The 17,858-nt window shown below is 73.7% G+C and carries 18 protein-coding genes; 5 read left to right on the forward strand and 13 right to left on the reverse strand.

Annotation, left to right across the window (positions count from 1 at the left end; all coding sequences use genetic code 11):
• Window positions 1-75: 75 nt before the first annotated feature.
• Window positions 76-705: a TetR/AcrR family transcriptional regulator gene (locus H288_RS0114040; RefSeq protein WP_020093213.1), complete on the forward strand. Its 630-nt coding sequence runs from the start codon at window positions 76-78 to the stop codon at window positions 703-705.
• An 8-nt stretch (window positions 706-713) separates the two neighbouring features.
• On the opposite strand, the gene H288_RS0114045 is transcribed toward H288_RS0114040, so the two are convergent.
• The 5 genes from H288_RS0114045 to H288_RS0114065 all read right to left on the reverse strand — a co-directional run bounded on the left by H288_RS0114045 (window position 714) and on the right by H288_RS0114065 (window position 5,560).
• Window positions 714-1,058, reverse strand: coding sequence for a DUF1330 domain-containing protein (locus tag H288_RS0114045; protein ID WP_020093214.1), 345 nt, complete (start codon window positions 1,056-1,058; stop codon window positions 714-716).
• Window positions 1,059-1,121: 63 nt separating this feature from the next.
• On the reverse strand, window positions 1,122-1,814 hold the full coding sequence (gene pyrF, locus H288_RS0114050; protein ID WP_020093215.1) for an orotidine-5'-phosphate decarboxylase: 693 nt from the start codon (window positions 1,812-1,814) through the stop codon (window positions 1,122-1,124).
• Window positions 1,815-2,094: 280 nt separating this feature from the next.
• Window positions 2,095-2,712, reverse strand: coding sequence for a uracil-DNA glycosylase family protein (locus tag H288_RS0114055; protein ID WP_020093216.1), 618 nt, complete (start codon window positions 2,710-2,712; stop codon window positions 2,095-2,097).
• Between the two features lie 137 nt (window positions 2,713-2,849).
• Entirely contained in the window at window positions 2,850-5,045 is a 2,196-nt protein-coding gene (locus H288_RS0114060; RefSeq protein WP_020093217.1) for a xanthine dehydrogenase family protein molybdopterin-binding subunit, read from the reverse strand.
• A gap of 59 nt (window positions 5,046-5,104) precedes the next feature.
• Window positions 5,105-5,560 carry a (2Fe-2S)-binding protein gene (locus H288_RS0114065; protein ID WP_020093218.1) on the reverse strand — a complete coding sequence of 152 codons (456 nt, stop codon included), beginning with the start codon at window positions 5,558-5,560 and terminating at the stop codon, window positions 5,105-5,107.
• Between the two features lie 284 nt (window positions 5,561-5,844).
• Here H288_RS0114065 and H288_RS0114070 point away from each other — a divergent pair, with 284 nt between their 5' ends.
• Entirely contained in the window at window positions 5,845-7,380 is a 1,536-nt protein-coding gene (locus H288_RS0114070) for an ATP-binding protein (protein WP_020093219.1), read from the forward strand.
• A gap of 27 nt (window positions 7,381-7,407) precedes the next feature.
• Here H288_RS0114070 and H288_RS0114075 read toward each other — a convergent pair whose 3' ends face one another.
• Window positions 7,408-7,824, reverse strand: a complete 417-nt coding sequence (locus H288_RS0114075; protein ID WP_020093220.1) for an EVE domain-containing protein — start codon at window positions 7,822-7,824, stop codon at window positions 7,408-7,410.
• Window positions 7,825-8,048: 224 nt separating this feature from the next.
• On the opposite strand from H288_RS0114075, the gene H288_RS0114080 reads away from it, so the two are divergent.
• A complete protein-coding gene (locus tag H288_RS0114080) occupies window positions 8,049-10,436 on the forward strand; it encodes an EAL domain-containing protein (protein ID WP_020093221.1) in 2,388 nt (795 codons plus the stop codon).
• Between the two features lie 25 nt (window positions 10,437-10,461).
• On the opposite strand, the gene H288_RS0114085 is transcribed toward H288_RS0114080, so the two are convergent.
• The 5 genes from H288_RS0114085 to H288_RS0114105 all read right to left on the reverse strand — a co-directional run bounded on the left by H288_RS0114085 (window position 10,462) and on the right by H288_RS0114105 (window position 14,153).
• Entirely contained in the window at window positions 10,462-11,460 is a 999-nt protein-coding gene (locus H288_RS0114085) for an NAD(P)H-dependent glycerol-3-phosphate dehydrogenase (RefSeq protein ID WP_020093222.1), read from the reverse strand.
• Window positions 11,457-12,314: a GNAT family protein gene (locus tag H288_RS0114090; protein WP_020093223.1), complete on the reverse strand. Its 858-nt coding sequence runs from the start codon at window positions 12,312-12,314 to the stop codon at window positions 11,457-11,459. Before H288_RS0114090 ends, H288_RS0114085 begins: the two co-directional genes overlap by 4 nt.
• Window positions 12,311-13,375, reverse strand: a complete 1,065-nt coding sequence (tsaD, locus tag H288_RS0114095; protein WP_020093224.1) for a tRNA (adenosine(37)-N6)-threonylcarbamoyltransferase complex transferase subunit TsaD — start codon at window positions 13,373-13,375, stop codon at window positions 12,311-12,313. The genes H288_RS0114090 and tsaD overlap by 4 nt, the downstream gene beginning before the upstream one ends.
• Window positions 13,376-13,509: 134 nt before the next feature.
• Window positions 13,510-13,719: a molybdopterin-binding protein gene (locus tag H288_RS0114100; RefSeq protein ID WP_020093225.1), complete on the reverse strand. Its 210-nt coding sequence runs from the start codon at window positions 13,717-13,719 to the stop codon at window positions 13,510-13,512.
• Window positions 13,720-13,814: 95 nt separating this feature from the next.
• The gene (locus H288_RS0114105; RefSeq protein WP_020093226.1) at window positions 13,815-14,153 is read right to left on the reverse strand and encodes a DUF2293 domain-containing protein; all 339 of its coding nucleotides are present in this window, start codon (window positions 14,151-14,153) and stop codon (window positions 13,815-13,817) included.
• Window positions 14,154-14,255: 102 nt separating this feature from the next.
• On the opposite strand from H288_RS0114105, the gene H288_RS0114110 reads away from it, so the two are divergent.
• Entirely contained in the window at window positions 14,256-14,558 is a 303-nt protein-coding gene (locus H288_RS0114110; RefSeq protein WP_020093227.1) for a hypothetical protein, read from the forward strand.
• A 111-nt stretch (window positions 14,559-14,669) separates the two neighbouring features.
• Here H288_RS0114110 and rpsD read toward each other — a convergent pair whose 3' ends face one another.
• Window positions 14,670-15,287, reverse strand: a complete 618-nt coding sequence (rpsD, locus tag H288_RS0114115) for a 30S ribosomal protein S4 (protein ID WP_010686187.1) — start codon at window positions 15,285-15,287, stop codon at window positions 14,670-14,672.
• Between the two features lie 193 nt (window positions 15,288-15,480).
• Between rpsD and H288_RS0114120 the strand changes: the two genes are divergently transcribed.
• Window positions 15,481-15,960: a GNAT family N-acetyltransferase gene (locus tag H288_RS0114120; protein ID WP_020093228.1), complete on the forward strand. Its 480-nt coding sequence runs from the start codon at window positions 15,481-15,483 to the stop codon at window positions 15,958-15,960.
• 129 nt (window positions 15,961-16,089) lie between these two features.
• Here H288_RS0114120 and H288_RS0114125 read toward each other — a convergent pair whose 3' ends face one another.
• Window positions 16,090-17,724: an alpha-D-glucose phosphate-specific phosphoglucomutase gene (locus tag H288_RS0114125; RefSeq protein ID WP_020093229.1), complete on the reverse strand. Its 1,635-nt coding sequence runs from the start codon at window positions 17,722-17,724 to the stop codon at window positions 16,090-16,092.
• Window positions 17,725-17,858 lie beyond the last annotated feature (134 nt).

Genomic DNA, 17,858 nt, shown 5'->3' on the forward strand with positions numbered 1-17,858 from the left:
CGCAGCCGCCGCAGGGGAACCCGATCCGGGTTCGCGTCTTTGACGCCCCGCCGCCGCATGGCCTAGTGAGGTCGCATGTCCCTCGAAGATACGACCCGCTCGCTCGCGGAGGAGTGCGCGCCCGACACGCGGAGCCGCATCCTCGCGACGGCGGGCACGTATTTCCGCGAGATCGGCTACCAGAAGACGACCGTGGCCGACATCGCCCGGACGCTGAAGATGAGCCCGGCCAACGTCTACCGCTTCTTCGAGTCGAAGAAGGCGATCAACGAGGCGGTGCTGGAGCGGCTGATCGGCGAGAGCGAGGCGGTGATCCTCGGCATCGCCGACCGGCCGGGCCTCGACGCCACCGCGCGCCTCGCGGCGGCGATCGAGGCCCTGCATCGCGACTCCACCCGGCGCTGCGAGACGTTTCCCCGCCTGCACGAGATGATCGAGGCGGCGATGGCGGAGAGCTGGGACGTCTGCCGCCACCACGTCGCCCGGATCACCGCCGGGTTCGAGCGGATCATCCGCGACGGGGTGGCGCGGGGCGAGTTCGAGGCGGCCGATCCCGCCGAGGCGGCCGCCTGCGTCCACGTCGCCATCGCCCGCTACACCCACCCGCTGCTGGTGGGCTGCTCCACCCTCCAGCCGGTGCCGCCCATGGCGGCGATGACGGCGTTCCTGCTGCGGAGCCTCGCGCCGCGCGGGTCGCTCCCGTAGCGCGCCGCCTACTCGGAGGCCGGTCCCGCCTCCGGCGCCGGCTCGGAGGCGCTGGGCTGCGGCCCGTCATAGCCCTCGATCACCAGGATCTCGGCCTCGACGCCGCCGCGCTGCTTGGCCTTGGCGGCCTGGTAGAGGTCGGAGTTCCAGCAGGCGAGGGCGTCGGCGTAGCTCGGGAACTCGATCACCACGTTGCGGGACCGGGCCGGGCCCATCACCGCCTCGTGGGCGCCGCCGCGCACGAGGAACCGGCCGCCGAACTTGGCGAAGGCCGCGCCGTTGGCCGCCACGTAGTCCTTGTAGGCCTCCGCGTCGCGGACATCGACCCGCGCGATCCAGTAGCCCTTGGTCATGCTGCGTCTCCTGCCCTGCGGAGCGAAGTGGGACCGCTCCGCCCGAAGGCAATCCCGCTCGGATCAGGCGAGGTCCGCCACGATCGCCCGCGCCACCGCGCGGGGGTCGGCGGCGCCGGTGATCGGGCGGCCGACCACCACGTGGTCGATCCCGGCCCGGCGGGCATCGCCCGGCGTCATGACCCGCTTCTGGTCGCCGGCCGCGGCGCCCGCCGGGCGGATGCCCGGGGTGACGATCAGCCGGTCCGGACCGACGACGTGCCGGACCGCGCCCGCCTCGGCGGCCGAGCAGACGAGGCCGTCGATGCCGATCTCGGCCGCCTGGGCGGCGCGCTTGGCGACGAGCTCCGCCACCGGCAGGCCGTAGCCGGCCTCCGCGGCGTCGGCGTCGTCGTAGGAGGTGAGCACCGTCACGGCGAGGATCCTGAGTCCCGCGCCCCGGCCGCGGACCGCCGCCCGCATGGTCTGCGGGTAGGCGTGGACGGTGAGGAAGGTGGCGCCGGAGCCCGAGGCCGAGCGCACGCCCTCCTCGACGGTGTTGCCGATGTCGTGGAGCTTCAGGTCGAGGAAGACCTTGAGCCCGCGGGCCGCCAGCCGCTCGGCCAGGGCGAGGCCTCCCGCGTATCCGAGCTGGTAGCCGATCTTGTAGAAGGTCGCGGCGTCGCCGATCCGGTCGATCAGCGCCTCGGCGGCCTGCACGCTCGGCAGGTCGAGGGCCACGATCAGGCGGTCGCGGGGGTCGGCAATCTCGGTCATCGGCGCGTCCTTCGGGGGTCGCGGCACGGATCACGCGCCGGCGATGCCTGTCAATGCGGGCGGGTCCGGGCGACGCCGTCCCCGACCTCCCGTGCGCGCCCCGCCTCGCGCGCCGTCCTTGCGAGCGCAGCGAAGCAATCCAGGGCGGCGCGCCGGTCTCGGATTTGATGTGTCGCTGGATTGCTTCGCTGCGCTCGCAAAGACGGGCGCGACCCTTCAGTCCCGAGGGATATGGGATGCGCATGTCGTCGCTGCCTGGACGAGGCCCCTCATCCCGCCATCACCCCGCCATCACCCGCGCCACCTCGGCGCGCAGCACCGGCAGCAGCTCCGCCTCGAACCAGGGCTCGCGCTTCAGCCAGCCGTTGTTGCGCCAGGACGGGTGGGGCAGGGGGAGCACCCGGGGGCGGCGCGGCTCGGCCAGGATCTCCCGCCAGCGCCGCACCGTCCCGGTGAGGCCGCCCTCCATCCGCCCGAGGTGCCAGCCCTGCGCGTACTGGCCGATCACCAGGATCAGCTCCAGATCCGGCAGGCCGGAGAAGAGTTCCGCCCGCCAGCGCTCGGCGCATTCCCGGCGGGGCGGCCGGTCGCCGCCCTTGGCGTCGAGGCCGGGGAAGCACGACCCCATCGGCACGATGGCCACCCGGGCGGGATCGTAGAACCGCGCCGCGTCGAGGCCGAGCCAGGCGCGCAGCCGCACGCCCGACGGGTCGGTGAAGGGCTGCCCGGTGCGGTGGGCGCGGGTGCCGGGGGCCTGGCTGGCGATGCAGAGGCGGGCCGTGGCCGAGCCCTGGACGATCGGCCGGGGCTCCTGGGGCAGGTGCGGCCCGTAGCGCGGCGTGTCGCGGCAGAGGCGGCAGGCGCGCAGGCGCGCGGCGGTGTCGTCGAAGGCGGGCATGGCCCGGAGATGGCGTCGCGGCGCGCGAAAAAGAAACGGCGCGGTGTCGCGCCGCGCCGTCGTCAGTCGGGTCTCTTGCCTTGGGGGGAAGGCCCACCCTTCCTACGCCGATCCGGGCCGGCGGAACGTGCGTTTCCTCACGCGCCCTTCACGCCGGAGAGGTCGAGCGGCAGCGAGCGCAGGCGCCGGCCGGTCGCGGCGAAGACCGCGTTGGCGATCGACGGCCCGAGCACGGGCACGCCCGGCTCACCGATCCCGGTGGGCGCCGCCTGGCTCGGCACGATGTGCACCTCCACCTTCGGCATCTCGCTCATCCGGGTCGGCTCGTAGGCGTCGAAATTGTGCTCCTGCACCTGCCCGTCCTTGAGGGTGATGCGGTTGCGCAGCACCGCCGACAGGGCGAAGCCCACCGCGCCCTCGACCTGCGCGCGGATCACGTCCGGGTTGACCGGAACGCCGACATCCACCGCCGCCACGATCCGGTTGACGCGGATCGCGGCGTCGTGCGCCGTGACGTCGGCCACCATGGCGACGTAGGAGCCGAAGGATTCGTGGACCGCCACCCCGAGGCCGCGGCCCTGGTCCTGCGGCTTGGCGCTCCAGCCGGCCTTCTCGGCGGCGAGCTTGAGCACGCCGGACAGCCGCGGCGCCTGGGTCAGGAGGGAGAGCCGGTAGGCGACCGGATCGACGTTGGCGGCGTGGGCCAGCTCGTCGATCATCACCTCCATCACGTGGGCCGTGTGGGTGTGGCCGACCGAGCGCCACCACAGGACCGGCACGCCCTCGCGGCCGTTATGGACGCCGAACCGGTAGGCCGGCAGCGCGTAGGCGGTGTCGGAGGCGCCCTCCACGGTGGTGGCGTCGATGCCGTTCTTGACGATCATCGCCTCGAAGGGCGAGCCGATCATGATCGACTTGCCGACCATCACGTGGTCCCAGCCGACCACCGCGCCCTTGCCGTCGATGCCGGCCCGGACCCTGTGCAGCACGGTCGGGCGGTAATAGCCGCCGGCCATGTCGTCCTCGCGGGTCCAGACGAGGTGGAGCGGGGCCTTCTCGCCGGACGCCTTGAAGACGGTGGCGGCTTCCGCGAGGTAGTCGGCGGTGGGCGTCGCCCGGCGCCCGAACGAGCCGCCGGCCCAGTTGCTGTGCAGCCGGACCCGGTCGGCCGTCACGCCGAGGATCGCCGCCATCGTGGCCTGCTCGACGGTCTGGAACTGGAAGCCCGCGTAGACGTCGTAGCCGCCGTCGGCCCCCTTCTCGATCGTGGCGTTCAGGGGCTCCATCGCCGCGTGGGCGAGGTAGGGGAAGGTGAACTCGGCCTCGACGACCTTGGCGGCGCCCTTGAGCGCCGCCTGCGGGTCGCCGCGCTCGGAGGCCGTCAGGCCGGGACCCTTGGCGCGCTCGCGGTACTCGGCCAGGATCGCGTCGGACGAGCGGGTCTCGGCGGTGCTGTCGTCCCAGGCGACGGTCAGCGCCTCGCGGCCCTTCATGGCCGACCACGTGTCGCGGGCGATCACCGCCACGCCGGTCGGCACCTGCACCACGTCGAGGACGCCCGCGACCTTCCGGGCGGCCGCGGCGTCGAAGCTCTTCACGGTGGCGCCGAAGCGCGGGGCCCGGGCGACGAGGGCCGTGACCTGGTTCGGGCGGCGGATGTCGAGGGAGTAGACCGCCGTGCCATTGGTCTTGGCGACGGAATCGAGGCGCGGCACCTTCTGGCCGATCAGCGTCCACTCGCTCGGGTCCTTGAGCCGCGGCTCGGACGGCACCGGCAGCGAGGCGGCCGAGGCCGCGAGCTCCCCGAACCGGGCCTGCCGGCCGGACGGAGCGTGGCGCACGAGACTGTCGGCGACCGTGATCTCGGAGACCGGCACCTTCCAGCGGAAGGCGGCCTCGGCCATCAGCATCTCGCGGGCGGCCGCGCCCGCCTTGCGCAGCTGGAACCAGGAATTGGCCACCGCGGTCGAGCCGCCGGTGCCCTGGATCGGGCCCATCAGGCTGTTGTTGTAGAGCGCCGCGTCGGCGGGCGCGAACTCGGTGCGGACGTGTCGCCAGTCGGCGCCGAGCTCGTCGGCCAGGATCGTGGCGAGCCCGGTCGTGTTCCCCTGGCCCATGTCGAGGTGCTTGATCACCACCGTGACGGTGTCGTCCGCGCCGATCCGCACGAAGGCGTTGGGCTGCGCCTTCACGTCGGCGAGGTTCGGGCCGGCGGCGGCGCGGGCGGGTTTCGGGTCGAGCCGGAACGCGACCACGAGGGCGCCGGCGCCCGCGAGCAGGCCGCGGCGGCTCGGACGGACGGGGAGGGGGTTCGGTCGACGGGCGTTCAGCATGGCGGCGAGGCTCCGGTCGGGACCGCGGGGGAGGGCGGGAAGGTGGGCGCCGGGACGGATCAGGCGAGGCTGCGCGCGGCTTCGTGAATCGCCGCGCGGATGCGCTGATAGGTGCCGCAGCGGCAGATGTTGCCGTCCATGGCGCCGTCGATATCGGCGTCGGTGGGCTTGGCGTTGCCCGAGAGCAGGCCGATCGCCGACATGATCTGGCCGGACTGGCAGTAGCCGCACTGGACCACGTCGAGCTTGCGCCAGGCCGCCTGGACGGCCTCGGCCACCCGGCCCGACACGCCCTCGATGGTCGTCACCTGCGCCGCGCCGACATCGCCCAGCCGCGTCTGGCAGGCCCGGACCGGCTGGCCGTCGAGGTGGACCGTGCAGGCGCCGCACTGCGCGATGCCGCAGCCGTACTTGGTGCCGGTGGCGTCGAGCCGGTCGCGCAGCACCCAGAGCAGGGGCATGTCGGGATCGGCGTCGATCGCGTGCGCGACGCCGTTGACGGTGAGATTCGGCATGGTCGGCGACCCTCTCTCGACGCGCGTGTCCGGGCGCCCCGGATCGCGGCGTGCGACCGCGCTCGGGCCGGCGGGCCTCCACCCGAGACTAGCGGGCGCGGGCCCCGACACGATGTGCGGCACCGCACGTCGATCCGGCGGCACGACAGTCTCGATACAGCCCGCGATGCTTAAGATTGCAGGGATGTCGGCAGCCGCTTCTTAACATATCCGCCCCATCCTCACGGAGTGCTTCCCCGCCACCGCCGCCCGTCCGCGCATTCGAGCCGAGTTTGAAGACGCGCATGTCCGATCTCACCGTCGAGATGGTCCAGCGCGGTCGCGGCCCCTCGACGGAGGAGGCGGCGCGCCGCCGCGGGGTCGCCCGGGAAATCCGCTCGGCCCGGGAGAAGCTGACCTCGCGGACCGGCCTCGAACGGGCCTTCGACTACGAGCTGCTGCGCCACTACGCCCAGTACCGGGTCGGCGCGGGCATCCCGCTGGTGGGGTTCGCGGCGGTGCTGGCCGCGGCGTCGACCTTCTGGATCGCGCCGCCGGTGGCGGCGATCTGGGCGCTCGGCGTGGTCCTGATGATCTCGCTCAACACGACGTTGAGCCGGCGCTTCCTCCGCGCCGACCCGGCGACGATCCCGCTCGCCCGCTGGCGCCGCCGCTTCCTGGTCGGCGAGGTGCTGCAGAGCCTGTCGTGGGCCGCGATGATCGGGCTCGGAACCACCGGCGGCTGGACCTTCGCGCTGTTCGGCCTCGTCATCGCCTCCGCGGTCACCACCATGCTGGCCGCGACGGTGCCGCTCGCCGCCGTCGCCGCCCTGGTGCCGCTGGCCCTCGCCACCGCCTCGCTCGCGGCCTTCTCCCGCGGGATGGACCTGCTGATGCTGGTGGTCATGGCCGGCGGCGCGCAGGTCTTCTTCCTCGGCCTGTCCCGCCGCCTCTACACCTCGACGGTGGGCGCCCTGCGCTCCCGCGCCGAGAAGGACGCGGTGTTCGGCGAGTTGGAGCAGGCCAAGGCCAATTCGGACGAGGCCCGCCGCCGGGCCGAGGAGGCCAACCTCGCCAAGTCGCGCTTCCTCGCCACGATGAGCCACGAGCTGCGCACGCCGCTCAACGCCATCCTGGGCTTCTCGGAGGTGATGAAGAACGAGGTGTTCGGCACCCATACGGCGCCGTCCTACCGCGAGTACTCGCACGACATCCACGACAGCGGGATGCACCTCCTGAACCTGATCAACGAGATCCTCGACCTGTCGCGGATCGAGGCGGGGCGCTACGAGCTGAACGAGGAGCCGGTGCAGCTCGCCCACGTGGTCGAGGAGTGCCGCCACATGATGGGCCTCCGGGCCAAGGCGAAGAACCAGACCTTCCACGACCTCGTCGACGGCTCGCTGCCGCGGCTCTGGGCCGACGAGCGGGCTCTGCGCCAGATCGTCCTGAACCTCCTGTCGAACGCCGTGAAGTTCACGCCCCCGGGCGGCGAGATCTGGCTGAAGGTCGGCTGGACCGCCTCGGGCGGGCAGTACGTCTCGGTGAAGGACAGCGGCCCGGGCATCCCCGAGGACGAGCTCGGCACGGTCCTGTCCTCGTTCGGGCGCGGCTCGCTCGCGATCAAGACCGCCGAGCAGGGCTCCGGCCTCGGCCTTCCGATCGTGAAGGGCCTCGTGGAGCTGCACGGCGGGCAGTTCCAGCTGTCCTCCAAGCCCCGCGAGGGCACCGAGGTGGTGGTGACCCTGCCGGCCGCCCGGGTCATGGACACGCTGCCGCCGGTCGAGGTCGAGCCGGACTTCGTGGGCCCCGTGCGCGGCCCCCTCAACCGCGCCGCCTGAGCGGCCCGTCGGGCCGCGGGCCCCGGCTCAGCCGAGACCGCCGAGGGCGCAGACCCGCGCCCACTCGGCCTCGGTCACCGGCTGCACCGACAGCCGGGAATTGTTGACCAGCACCATGTCGGCGAGCGCCGCGTCGGCCTTGATCGCCTCGAGCGTGACCGGGCTCGGCAGCGCCCGCACGGCCCTGACGTCGACCATGCCGAAGCGGCCGGTCTCGTCGGTGTGGTCGGGATAGTAGGCGCGGATCACCGCCACGATGCCCACCACCGCCTTGCCCTCGTTCGAGTGGTAGAAGAAGCCCTCCTCGCCGACCTGCATGGCCATCAGCTGCTTCTTGGCGAGGTGGTTGCGCACGCCGTTCCAGTGCGTGCCGGCCTCCCCGGCCGCGACCTGCTGATCCCACGACCAGGTCGCGGGCTCGGATTTGAACAGCCAGTACGCCATCGCTGAAGTCCCAGTAGACCGCCCGGCCGGGCGGCGCGCCCCGCCATAGCCCAGCTTCGCCTCCCGGGAACAGGCCGGTCCGGCCCCGGCCGCGCGCGGGACCGGCGGTCAAGCAGAACCCGCGTAGAACGCCGCAGCTCTGCTATCGCAAGCCTTGGGCAAATATTAAATTCTGCATGCAAATAGCCGTATAGCGCGTCACGCACCAATCGCCGGTTGCATACATGATCTCAGTCATCGGTTGCTTTATCGGTGAACACAACCTGTGGCTGGTAGGCCTCGCGGCCCTGGTCTGCGCGCTGGCGAGCGGCACCGCGATCGAGCTCCTCACCCATGCCGGCCGGACCGGCGGCCGCGGCCGCTACGTCTGGGTCGCGGTGGCCGCCGCCGCCGGGGGATCGGGGATCTGGGCGACGCATTTCCTGGCGATGCTCGCCTTCGAGCCCGGGCTGCCGTCGGGCTACGGCGTCGGGCTGACGCTCCTCTCCTACGTGGACGCCGTCGCGATCACCGGGCTCGGCTTCGCCCTGGCCGTCTCCGGCCGGGCGGTCCAGGCGGGCCTCGGCGGCGCCGTGGTCGGCGGCGGCATCGCGACGATGCACTACACCGGCATGGCCGCCTATCAGGTGGCGGGGCACCTCGCCTGGACCCCCGCGCTGGTCGTGGTCTCGGTCGGCCTCGGGGCGGGGCTCGGCGCCGCCGCCCTGGTGGTCGGCCTGTCGGCCACCACGTTCCGGGGCCGGTACGGCGGCGCCGCGCTGCTGATCCTGGCGATCTGCGGCCACCACTTCGCCGGCATGGGCGCGGTGACCCTGCATCCCGACCCCACCGTGGCGATCCCCTCGGGCGCGATCCGGAGCGGGTGGCTCGCCGCGGCCGTGGCGGTGGCGAGCTGCCTGATCCTGCTGCTCGCCGGCGCCGCCCTCGTGGTCGACCTGCGCGAGCGCCGCCGCGCCGATCTCGAGCGCGAGCGCCTGCGCAGCCTCGCCAACGCGGCCGTGGAGGGCCTCGTCGTCTGCCGCGGCGGCGAGATCGTCAGCGCCAACGAGGCCTTCGCCCGGCTCGCGGGCCTGGAGGCGGCCCTCCTGACGGGCCGGAGCCTCAGCGCCTACCTGCCGGACCTCGTGCCCGGCTCAGGGACGGCCGACCAGCCCCTGGAGACCGAACTCGTCCCGGCGGCGGGCGCCCCCATTCCCGTCGAGGTGATCATGCGCCCGGTCGCCGAGTACGGGCGCCTGCCGCACCACGCCGTGGCGGTGCGCGACCTGCGCGCGCGGCGCCGGGCCGAGAGCGAGATCCACTACCTCGCCCACCACGACGCGCTCACCGGCCTCGCCAACCGCACGAGCTTCCACGCCCGGCTCGAGCGCGCGATGCGCGCCGCGGACGCCCAGGGCGGCCGGCTCGCGGTGCTGTGCCTGGACCTCGACCGCTTCAAGGAGGTCAACGACCTGTTCGGGCACGCCGCCGGCGACGCGATGCTGCGCGACCTCGCGCTGCGGGTCGGCGGTCTCCTCGATCCCGAGCAGCTGATGGCGCGGCTCGGCGGCGACGAGTTCGCCATCCTGACGCCGCAGGCGGAGGGACAGGCGGAGCGGCTGGCCGAGCGGATCCTCGCCACCCTGGCGGCGGTTCCGGCCGCCTCCGGCCCGGTGATCGCCACCAGCATCGGCATCGCGGTCTATCCCGACGACGCCGCGGACCTGCGCGCGCTCCTGAGCCACGCCGACGCCGCCCTCTACCGGGCCAAGAGCGAGGGGCGCGGCACCTGCCGGCGCTACGACGCCAGCATGGGCGCCGAGATCCGCGACAGGCGCCAGCTCGAGCACGACCTCCGCCACGCGGTGGCGCGGGGCGAGCTGGAGCTCGTCTACCAGCCGCAGAGCCAGATCGAGTCCGGCACGGTCACGGGCTTCGAGGCGCTGCTGCGCTGGCACCATCCGGCCAGGGGCGGCATCTCGCCGGCCGTGTTCATCCCGATCGCCGAGGAAACCGGGGCGATCCTCGAGATCGGCGCCTGGGTGCTGCGGGAGGCCTGCCGGGCGGCGGCCGGCTGGCCGAACCCGCTGGCGATTGCCGTCAACGTCTCGGCGGTGCAGCTCCACAACCCGCACTTCGTCCCGTTCGTCCACGGGACCCTGTACGAATCCGGATTGCGGGCGGAGCGCCTGGAGATCGAGATCACCGAGACCGCGCTGATCCGGGATCCGGCCCGGGCGCTCCTCACCCTGCGCCAGCTCAAGGCCCTCGGCGTGCGGATCGCCATGGACGATTTCGGCACCGGCTACTCGTCGCTGTCGAACCTGCGCGCCTTCCCGTTCGACCGGATCAAGATCGACGGCTCGTTCATCAGGGCGGTCCACAGCAACCCGCAGGGGGCCGCGATCGTGCGCTCCGTCCTGGGGCTGGGGCGCGGCCTCGGGCTCGCCGTGGTGGCGGAGGGCGTGGAGACCGCCGAGGAGCTGTCCTTCCTGGCCGGCGAGCAGTGCCACCTCGCCCAGGGCTACCTGCTGGGTCGGCCGGCGCCGATCGCGCGCTTCGCGGCCCACACCCACGGCCACGGCCAAGGACAAGGACAAGGCCACGCTGTGCCGGCGGCCTCGGTGGCGTGACGCGGGTTGCGGGCCGGGGCCGGCGTCAGTCGGTCTCCCCGCGCAGCGGACGGGCCAGCAGGCCGGCGATCACGTCGTCGACGCTGGCGGTGCCCGCCACGATGGCGGCGACGGCCGCCGCCACCGGCATTTCGATGCCCCTGGCGGCGGCCAGCCCGGCCAGCGCCGCGGCCGTGAACGCCCCCTCGGCGAGCTTGCCGCCCGCGGCCTCGGCCGGGCTCGCCCCGGCGCCGAGGCGCTGGCCGAAGGCGAAGTTGCGCGATTGCGGCGAGGAGGCGGTGAGCACGAGGTCGCCGAGGCCGGAGAGCCCCATCAGCGTCTCGGGCCGGCCCCCGAAGGTGCGGGCGAAGCGCATCAGCTCGGCGAAGGCCCGGGCGATCAGCGCCGCCCGGGCGCTCTCGCCGAGCCCGCGCCCGGCCACGATCCCGCAGGCGATGGCGAGCACGTTCTTGCCGGCGCCGCCGATCTCGACGCCGCGCACGTCGTCGGTGTGGTAGAGGCGGAAGCTCGGTCCCGACAGCAGCGCGCTCAGGGCGGCGGCGAGGCCGGCATCGGCCGCCGCCAGGGTCACGGCCGTGGGCAGGCCGCGGGCGACGTCGATCGCGAAGCTCGGGCCGGACAGGACCGCCACGGGCGTTCCCGGCGGCAGGACCTGCTCGGCCACCGCGCTGAGGAAGCTGTCGCTGCCGCGCTCGATCCCCTTGGCGCAGAGGATGACCGGCCCGGCCGTCGCCAGGGGTCCGCGCAGGGATTCCAGCACGCCGCGCACGGTCTGGGCGGGCACGACCAGGAGCGTCGCCCGGGCACGGGCGAGGTCGGCGGCCTCGCCCGTCGCCCGGATCGCCGGGTGGAGCGGCACGCCCGGCAGGTAGCGCGGATTCTCCCGCTGGGCCTGCAGGGCGGCGGCGGCCCCCGCGTCGCGCAGCCAGAGGGTGACGGGATGGCCGGCCCCGGCGGCGGCGTTGGCCAGCGCCGTGCCCCAGGCCCCGCCGCCGACGACGTTGATCGGGGTCTCGGCGCTCATGCCGCTTCCTCCCTGTCGGCGCAGTCCAGCCGGTAGAGCACGTGGTCGCGCAGCGGCCCCTCCGGCACCGCCGGGTGCGGGAATGTCCCGGCCGCGCGCATGCCGAGGCGCTCCATCACGGCGCGGGAGCGGCCGTTGCCGGCCGCCGTGAAGGCCACGACGCTGCGGATCCCGCAGCGCTCCGCGAGGTCGGCGCGGGCGAGCCGCGCGGCGCGCGTGGCGAGGCCGCGGCCCCAGGAGTCGCGCGCGAGGCGCCAGGCCAGCTCGACCGTCGAACCGGGCCGGTCGCCGCCCGGGAAGGGCAGGGGCCGCAGGATCCGCATCGCGCCGGCGAAGCCGACGAACCGGCCCGCGTGTTCCAGGGCCCAGGGGCCGAACCCGTCCGCCACGAAGCGGCGGTCGAGGAGGCCGGCCTCGGCTTCGCTCTCCGTCGCGGTCCGGGTCCGGGGACAGTGGGCCATCACCGCCGGATCGGCGTTGAGCGCCGCGAACGGCGCCGCGTCCTCCGGGCGCCAGCGGCGCAGGGTCAGGTCGCCGTCGCGGAGAGCCGCGGGCACCGGCGCGAGGGCGATCTTGCCGCGCCACGCGAGCGAGCGGCGGTTGAGGAGGGCGAGATCCGCGCGCCCCGCGAGCACCGCCTCGCCGAGCGCGATCGCCAGCTCCAGCTGCGCGAGGGGCATGGTGGCGTGGGCGGGCGGGCGGACATGGTCGCGCCAGGCACCGCCGCAGGCGTGGTCCAGGAGGATGCGGGCGAAGCAATGGTCGAGCCGCACCGGCCAGCCCGGCCGGGCGGCCCCGGGCAGGCGGCGCTCCACCAGGTCCCGCCAGTGGGCGCGCCGGTCCGCCGCGCTCATCCGGCCGGGACCGCCGCGCGGGCCGGGGCGGCCGCCAGCGGCCAGCGGGGCCGCGCCGGGGCGGTGAGGTCGTCCACCAGCCCGAGGCGCAGGCGCTCCAGCCCGGCCCAGGCGATCATCGCGCCGTTGTCGCCGCAGAGGGGCAGGGGCGGGGCCACGAAGCTCAGGCCCGCCTCGCCCGCGAGGGACGCGAGCGCCCGCCGGACGGCGCCGTTGGCCGCCACGCCCCCCGCCGCCACCAGGGCGGTCGGGCGTCCGGCGACGTCCGAGAAGGCGCGCAGGGCGACCCGGGCGCGGTCCACCACCACGTCGACCACGGCGGCCTGGAAGCTCGCGCAGAGATCGGCGACGTCGCGCTCGGCGAGCGGAGCGATCCGCTCGGCCTGGATCCGCACGGCGGTCTTGAGGCCCGAGAGGGAGAAGTCGGCCTCGCGGCGGCCGAGCATCGGCCGGGGCAGGGCGAAGCGCTCGGGATCGCCGGCCTCGGCCACGCGCTCGACCTCGGGGCCGCCGGGATAGCCGAGGCCCAGGAGCTTGGCGACCTTGTCGAAGGCCTCGCCGATGGCGTCGTCGACGGTGGAGCCGAGGCGCACGTAGTCGCCGACGCCGCGCACGGCGACGAGCTGGGTGTGGCCGCCCGAGACCAGGAGCAGCAGGTAGGGAAAGGCGATGCCGTCGGTGAGCCGCGCCGTGAGGGCGTGGGCCTCCAGGTGGTTGACGGCGAGCAGGGGCTTGCGGGTCACGAGCGCCAGGGTCTTGGCGGTGACGAGGCCGACCAGCACGCCGCCGATCAGCCCGGGCCCGGCCGCCACCGCGATGCCGTCGAGGTCCCGGAAGCCGGTCCCGGCCCGGTCGAGGGCGCGGGCGATCAGCCGGTCGAGCACCTCGACATGGGCGCGGGCAGCGATCTCCGGCACGACGCCGCCGTAGGCCGCGTGCTCGGCGATCTGACTGAGCACCTCGTTGGCGCGGATCTGAGCGCCACCCTCCTCGTCGACCGACACCACCGCGGCGGCGGTCTCATCGCAGGTGGTCTCGATGCCGAGCACGGTCTTCTGCACGCGCGGAACTCCTTGGTCCGGGCTCATCCTATCCGGCGGCGGCGGCGGCGCGAAGGCGGCCGGCCCCCGCCCGGGCCCGGAGCGTGGTGAATGGGCGCCGCCCTCCGTCCAGGAGGTCGGCGCGCGAGCCGTCGTCAGTCGACGGCGACCATGACGTCGGAGGCCTTGATCACCGCGTAGGCGGGACCGCCGGCGACGAGCTTGAGGGCCTCGACGGCCTCGTTGGTGATCGAGGCGGTGACCACCTGGCCGGGGCTGATCTCGATCCTCACGTGGGAGGTGGTCGCCCCCTTCTCCACCGAGACGACCGTACCCTTGAGAACGTTGCGCGCGCTGATCTTCATGGTCTTCTGCCAATCTCCACGAGCGGCACCGGAACGGGCCGCGGGGCGGCCCCGGGCCGGTCTCCTACAGCATGGCGGAGCCCGGCGCGACCGCCTCAGCGCGGATCGGCCCCGGGCGCGCCGGGCTCGTCCTCGGGGACCGGCGCGGCGCCCCAGGCGGCGAGCGCGGCGTTGAGGTCTTCGAGGACGAAGTGCCGGGCGCTGTCCCGGTCGTAGCCTTCCGCGAGGATTTCGTCGTAATCCGTGAAGACGTGGCGCGCGTAGGCCACGAGGGCGAGGCGGGCCGCCGTCTCGGGGGCGGCCCGGCGGAGGCCGGGGCTCGCCAGCGCCCGGTCGAGGGCGGCCTCCGCCTCGAAATCCGGCAGGCGCGGGGCGAGGCGGGCCAGGGCCGCGGCGACGGCCTCCCGGCGGTTCAGGGGCGGACCGGCGCTCACCGGGGATCTGCCGTCGGCATGATTTTAAAGGTGTGATCGGGTAGGATCGCCGCCAGATGAGGCGGGGCCGGCACAGGATCCTCCGCCGGGGAGATCACGTCCATGGCAATTCTTCGTCCCGCGCTGCTTCTCGGCCTCCTGCTCGGGGCGACGCCGGCGCTGGCCCAGAGCCCGGCTCCGGGCGCGGGCCCCGGCCCCGCCGCCCCGGCCGGCCCCATCGTGGGCGGCCGCCGGGTCACCCCCATGAGCCAGACCAAGCCGACGGGCAACGCCGCGGCCACCGGACTGCCGCAGCCCGTGAGCCAGGCCGAGATGATCAAGGCTCAGAAGGCCGCCGAGGCCCGCTCGAAGGCCTGGGACAGCAAGATGCGGCACACGATGGGCTCGATCTGCCACGGCTGCTGAGGCCCGCGCCCCGTCCCGGGTGCCGGAGGCCGGCCTTCGGGACTGAGGTATCGAAACGCGAAGGGGCCGCCCGAACGGGCAGCCCCTCCATCGGTCGCCGGGGCGACAGGATCAGCGGGAGTAGAACTCGATGACGAGGTTCGGCTCCATCTGCACCGGGTAGGGCACCTCGGACAGGCTGGGGATGCGGGTGACGCGGGCGGTCATCTTGGCGTGGTCGGCCTCGATGTAGTCCGGCACGTCGCGCTCGGAGAGCTGCGTCGCCACGATGACGATCTCGAGCTGGCGGGACGACTCCTTGACCTCGATGAGGTCGCCGGCCTTCACCTGGTAGCTCGGGATGTTGACGCGGACGCCGTTCACCTTGACGTGGCCGTGGTTGACGAACTGGCGCGCGGCGAACGGGGTGGCGACGAACTTCGCCCGGTAGACCACGGCGTCGAGGCGGCGCTCGAGCAGGCCGACGAGGTTCTCGCCGGAATCGCCGCGCAGGCGGATCGCCTCGGCGTAGTAGCGGCGGAACTGCTTCTCGGTGATGTTGCCGTAGTAGCCCTTGAGCTTCTGCTTGGCGCGCAGCTGCGTGCCGAAGTCGCTCATCTTGCCCTTGCGGCGCTGGCCGTGCTGGCCGGGGCCGTACTCGCGGCGGTTGACGGGGCTCTTCGGGCGGCCCCAGATGTTCTGGCCCATGCGGCGGTCGAGCTTGTGCTTCGCCTGAATCCGCTTCGACATATCTTCCGCGTCCTCTCGTGACGAGAATGAGGAACGCGCCCTCCTTTTCCCGGCCCTTCGCGGTCCGGGACGACAGGGCGGGAGGATCCCGCCCACGGGTGCGCGTGAAAACGCGACGGGGCCCCGTGCGGAGCCCCATCGACGGGCGGGTCTTTAGGGGACGGACGCGCCGCGGTCAACCGTGAGAGGTCAGATGAACGAGTCAGTCGCGCTCCGGCGCGGTGCGCCCGCGGACGCGGACGCGATCCGGGCGCTGGTGGAGGCGGCCTACACGAAGTGGATCCCGGTGATCGGCCGCCTGCCGATCCCCATGCGGGCGGACTACGCGCAGGCTCTGCGGGACCACCGCTTCGACCTGCTGGTGGCCGGCCCGGATCTCGCCGGCCTGATCGAGACGCGGACCGAGGCCGATCACCTTCTGGTCGTCAACGTCGCGGTGCATCCGGCCTTCCAGGGCCGGGGCTTCGGCAGCCGGCTGATGGGACGCGCCGACGCGGTCGCGGGCGAGGCCGGGCTGACGCGACTGCGCCTCTACACCAACAAGAAGTACACGGCGAACCTGCGCCTCTACGGGGCACTCGGCTACCGGGTGGAGCGGGAGGAGCTCTACGACGGACCGGGCCGGACCCGCGACGACGACGTCACCGTGCACATGGTGAAGGACCTGGTTTGAGGAATCGGCGCCGGCCCTGCCGCCATCGCGCCCGCAGCGAAGCGACCCGGAGTCGCGCGCCGCCGTCGAGCGTGGCGCCTCTGGGTCGCTTCGCTCCCCGCGCAGAGACGGCACGTCTGCCGGCTCCCCTCAGGTCACCACGCTCGGCTCAGGCCTTCCGGTGCGCGGCGCGATCTCGGCGATCGCGCGGGCTGCGGCGGCCACCGGGGCCAGCACCTCGGCCACGGCCAAGTCGAGCCGGTCCGGCGCGTTCTCGTAGCGCTCCAGGTAGACCCGCAGCGTCGCCCCGGCGGTGCCGGTGCCCGAGAGCCGGAACACCGCCCGCGCGTCCTCGGCGAAGCCGATCCGGATGCCCTGGCGCTCGGTGAGCGAGCCGTCGACCGGGTCGCGGTAGGCGAACTCGTCGGCCGTCGACACCGTGAGGTCGCCGATCCGCGTGCCCGGCAGCCCGGCGAGCTTCTCGCGGAGCGCGTCCATCAGGCCGTTGGCGGCGTCGGAATCGACCTCCTCGTAATCGTGGCGGGCGTAGTAGTCGCGCCCGTAGGCGCGCCAATGCGCTCGCACCAGCGCGTCGGCGCGCTCGCCGGTGGCGGCCAGGATGTTGAGCCAGAGCAGCACCGCCCAGAGCCCGTCCTTCTCGCGCACGTGGTTCGAGCCGGTGCCGGCGCTCTCCTCGCCGCACAGGGTGATGAGGCCCGCATCCAGCAGGTTTCCGAAGAACTTCCAGCCGGTGGGTGTCTCGTAGGCCTCGATGCCGAGGGCGGCGGCGACCCGGTCGGCGGCGCGGCTGGTGGGCATGGACCGCGCGACACCGGCGAGCCCGCCGGCGTAGCCCGGCGCCCGGTGGGCGTGGGCGGCGAGCAGGGCGAGGCTGTCGCTCGGCGTCACGAACAGGCCCGGCGCCACGATCATGTTGCGGTCGCCGTCGCCGTCCGAGGCCGCGCCGAAATCCGGCGCGTCCGGGCCCTGCATCAGGTCGAACAGGTCGTGGCAGTGGACCGGGTTCGGGTCCGGGTGGTGGCCGCCGAAATCCTCCTTCGGCACGGCGTTGACCACCGTGCCGGCGGAGGCGCCGAGCATCCCTTCGAGGATCGCCGTCGCGTACGGCCCCGTCACCGCGCTCATAGCGTCGAAGCGCATGCGGAAGCCGGAGGCGAACAGCCGCGACACCGCGTCGAAGTCGATGAGCGTGCGCATCAGCTCGGCGTAATCGGCCACCGGGTCGATCACCGTGACCGTCATGGCGCCGAGGCGGGTGTCGCCGAGCGTGTCGAGGTCGAGGTCCGGGGCCTCGACGAGGCGGTACTCTGTCAGCGCCTTGGCCCGCGCGAAGATCGCGTCGGTGACGGATTCCGGTGCCGGGCCGCCGTTGGCGGCGTTGAACTTGATGCCGAAATCGCCCTCCGGGCCGCCTGGGTTGTGGCTCGCCGAGAGGACGATGCCGCCGAGCGCCTTGGCCTTCCGGATCACGCAGGAGGCGGCCGGCGTCGAGAGAAGGCCGCCCTGCCCGACCAGGACCCGGCCGAAGCCGTTTCCGGCGGCCAGTCGCAGCGTCTTCTGCACCACCTCGCGGTTGAGGAACCGGCCGTCCCCGCCGAGCACCAGGGTGGCGCCCGCCCTGTCGGGCAGGGTGTCGAAGATCGCCTGGACGAAGTTCTCGACGTAGTTCGGCTGCCGGAACACCGGCACCTTCTTGCGCAGGCCGGAGGTGCCCGGCTTCTGGTCGGGGAAGGGCGTGGTCGCGACGGTGGTCGGGGTCGTCATAAGCGGGCGTCTCCCGGGCTCTCCCGCCTCAATGCCCGCGCGGAGGCGCGGCGTCACCAGCCCCGGCGACAGGGGCGGGCTTTTATCACGCGGTTTCGCCGGATCGGGCGACGGAACCCGCCGCCTGTCCGCCG

It is taken from the genome of Methylobacterium sp. 285MFTsu5.1 (assembly GCF_000383455.1).
Lineage (GTDB): Bacteria > Pseudomonadota > Alphaproteobacteria > Rhizobiales > Beijerinckiaceae > Methylobacterium.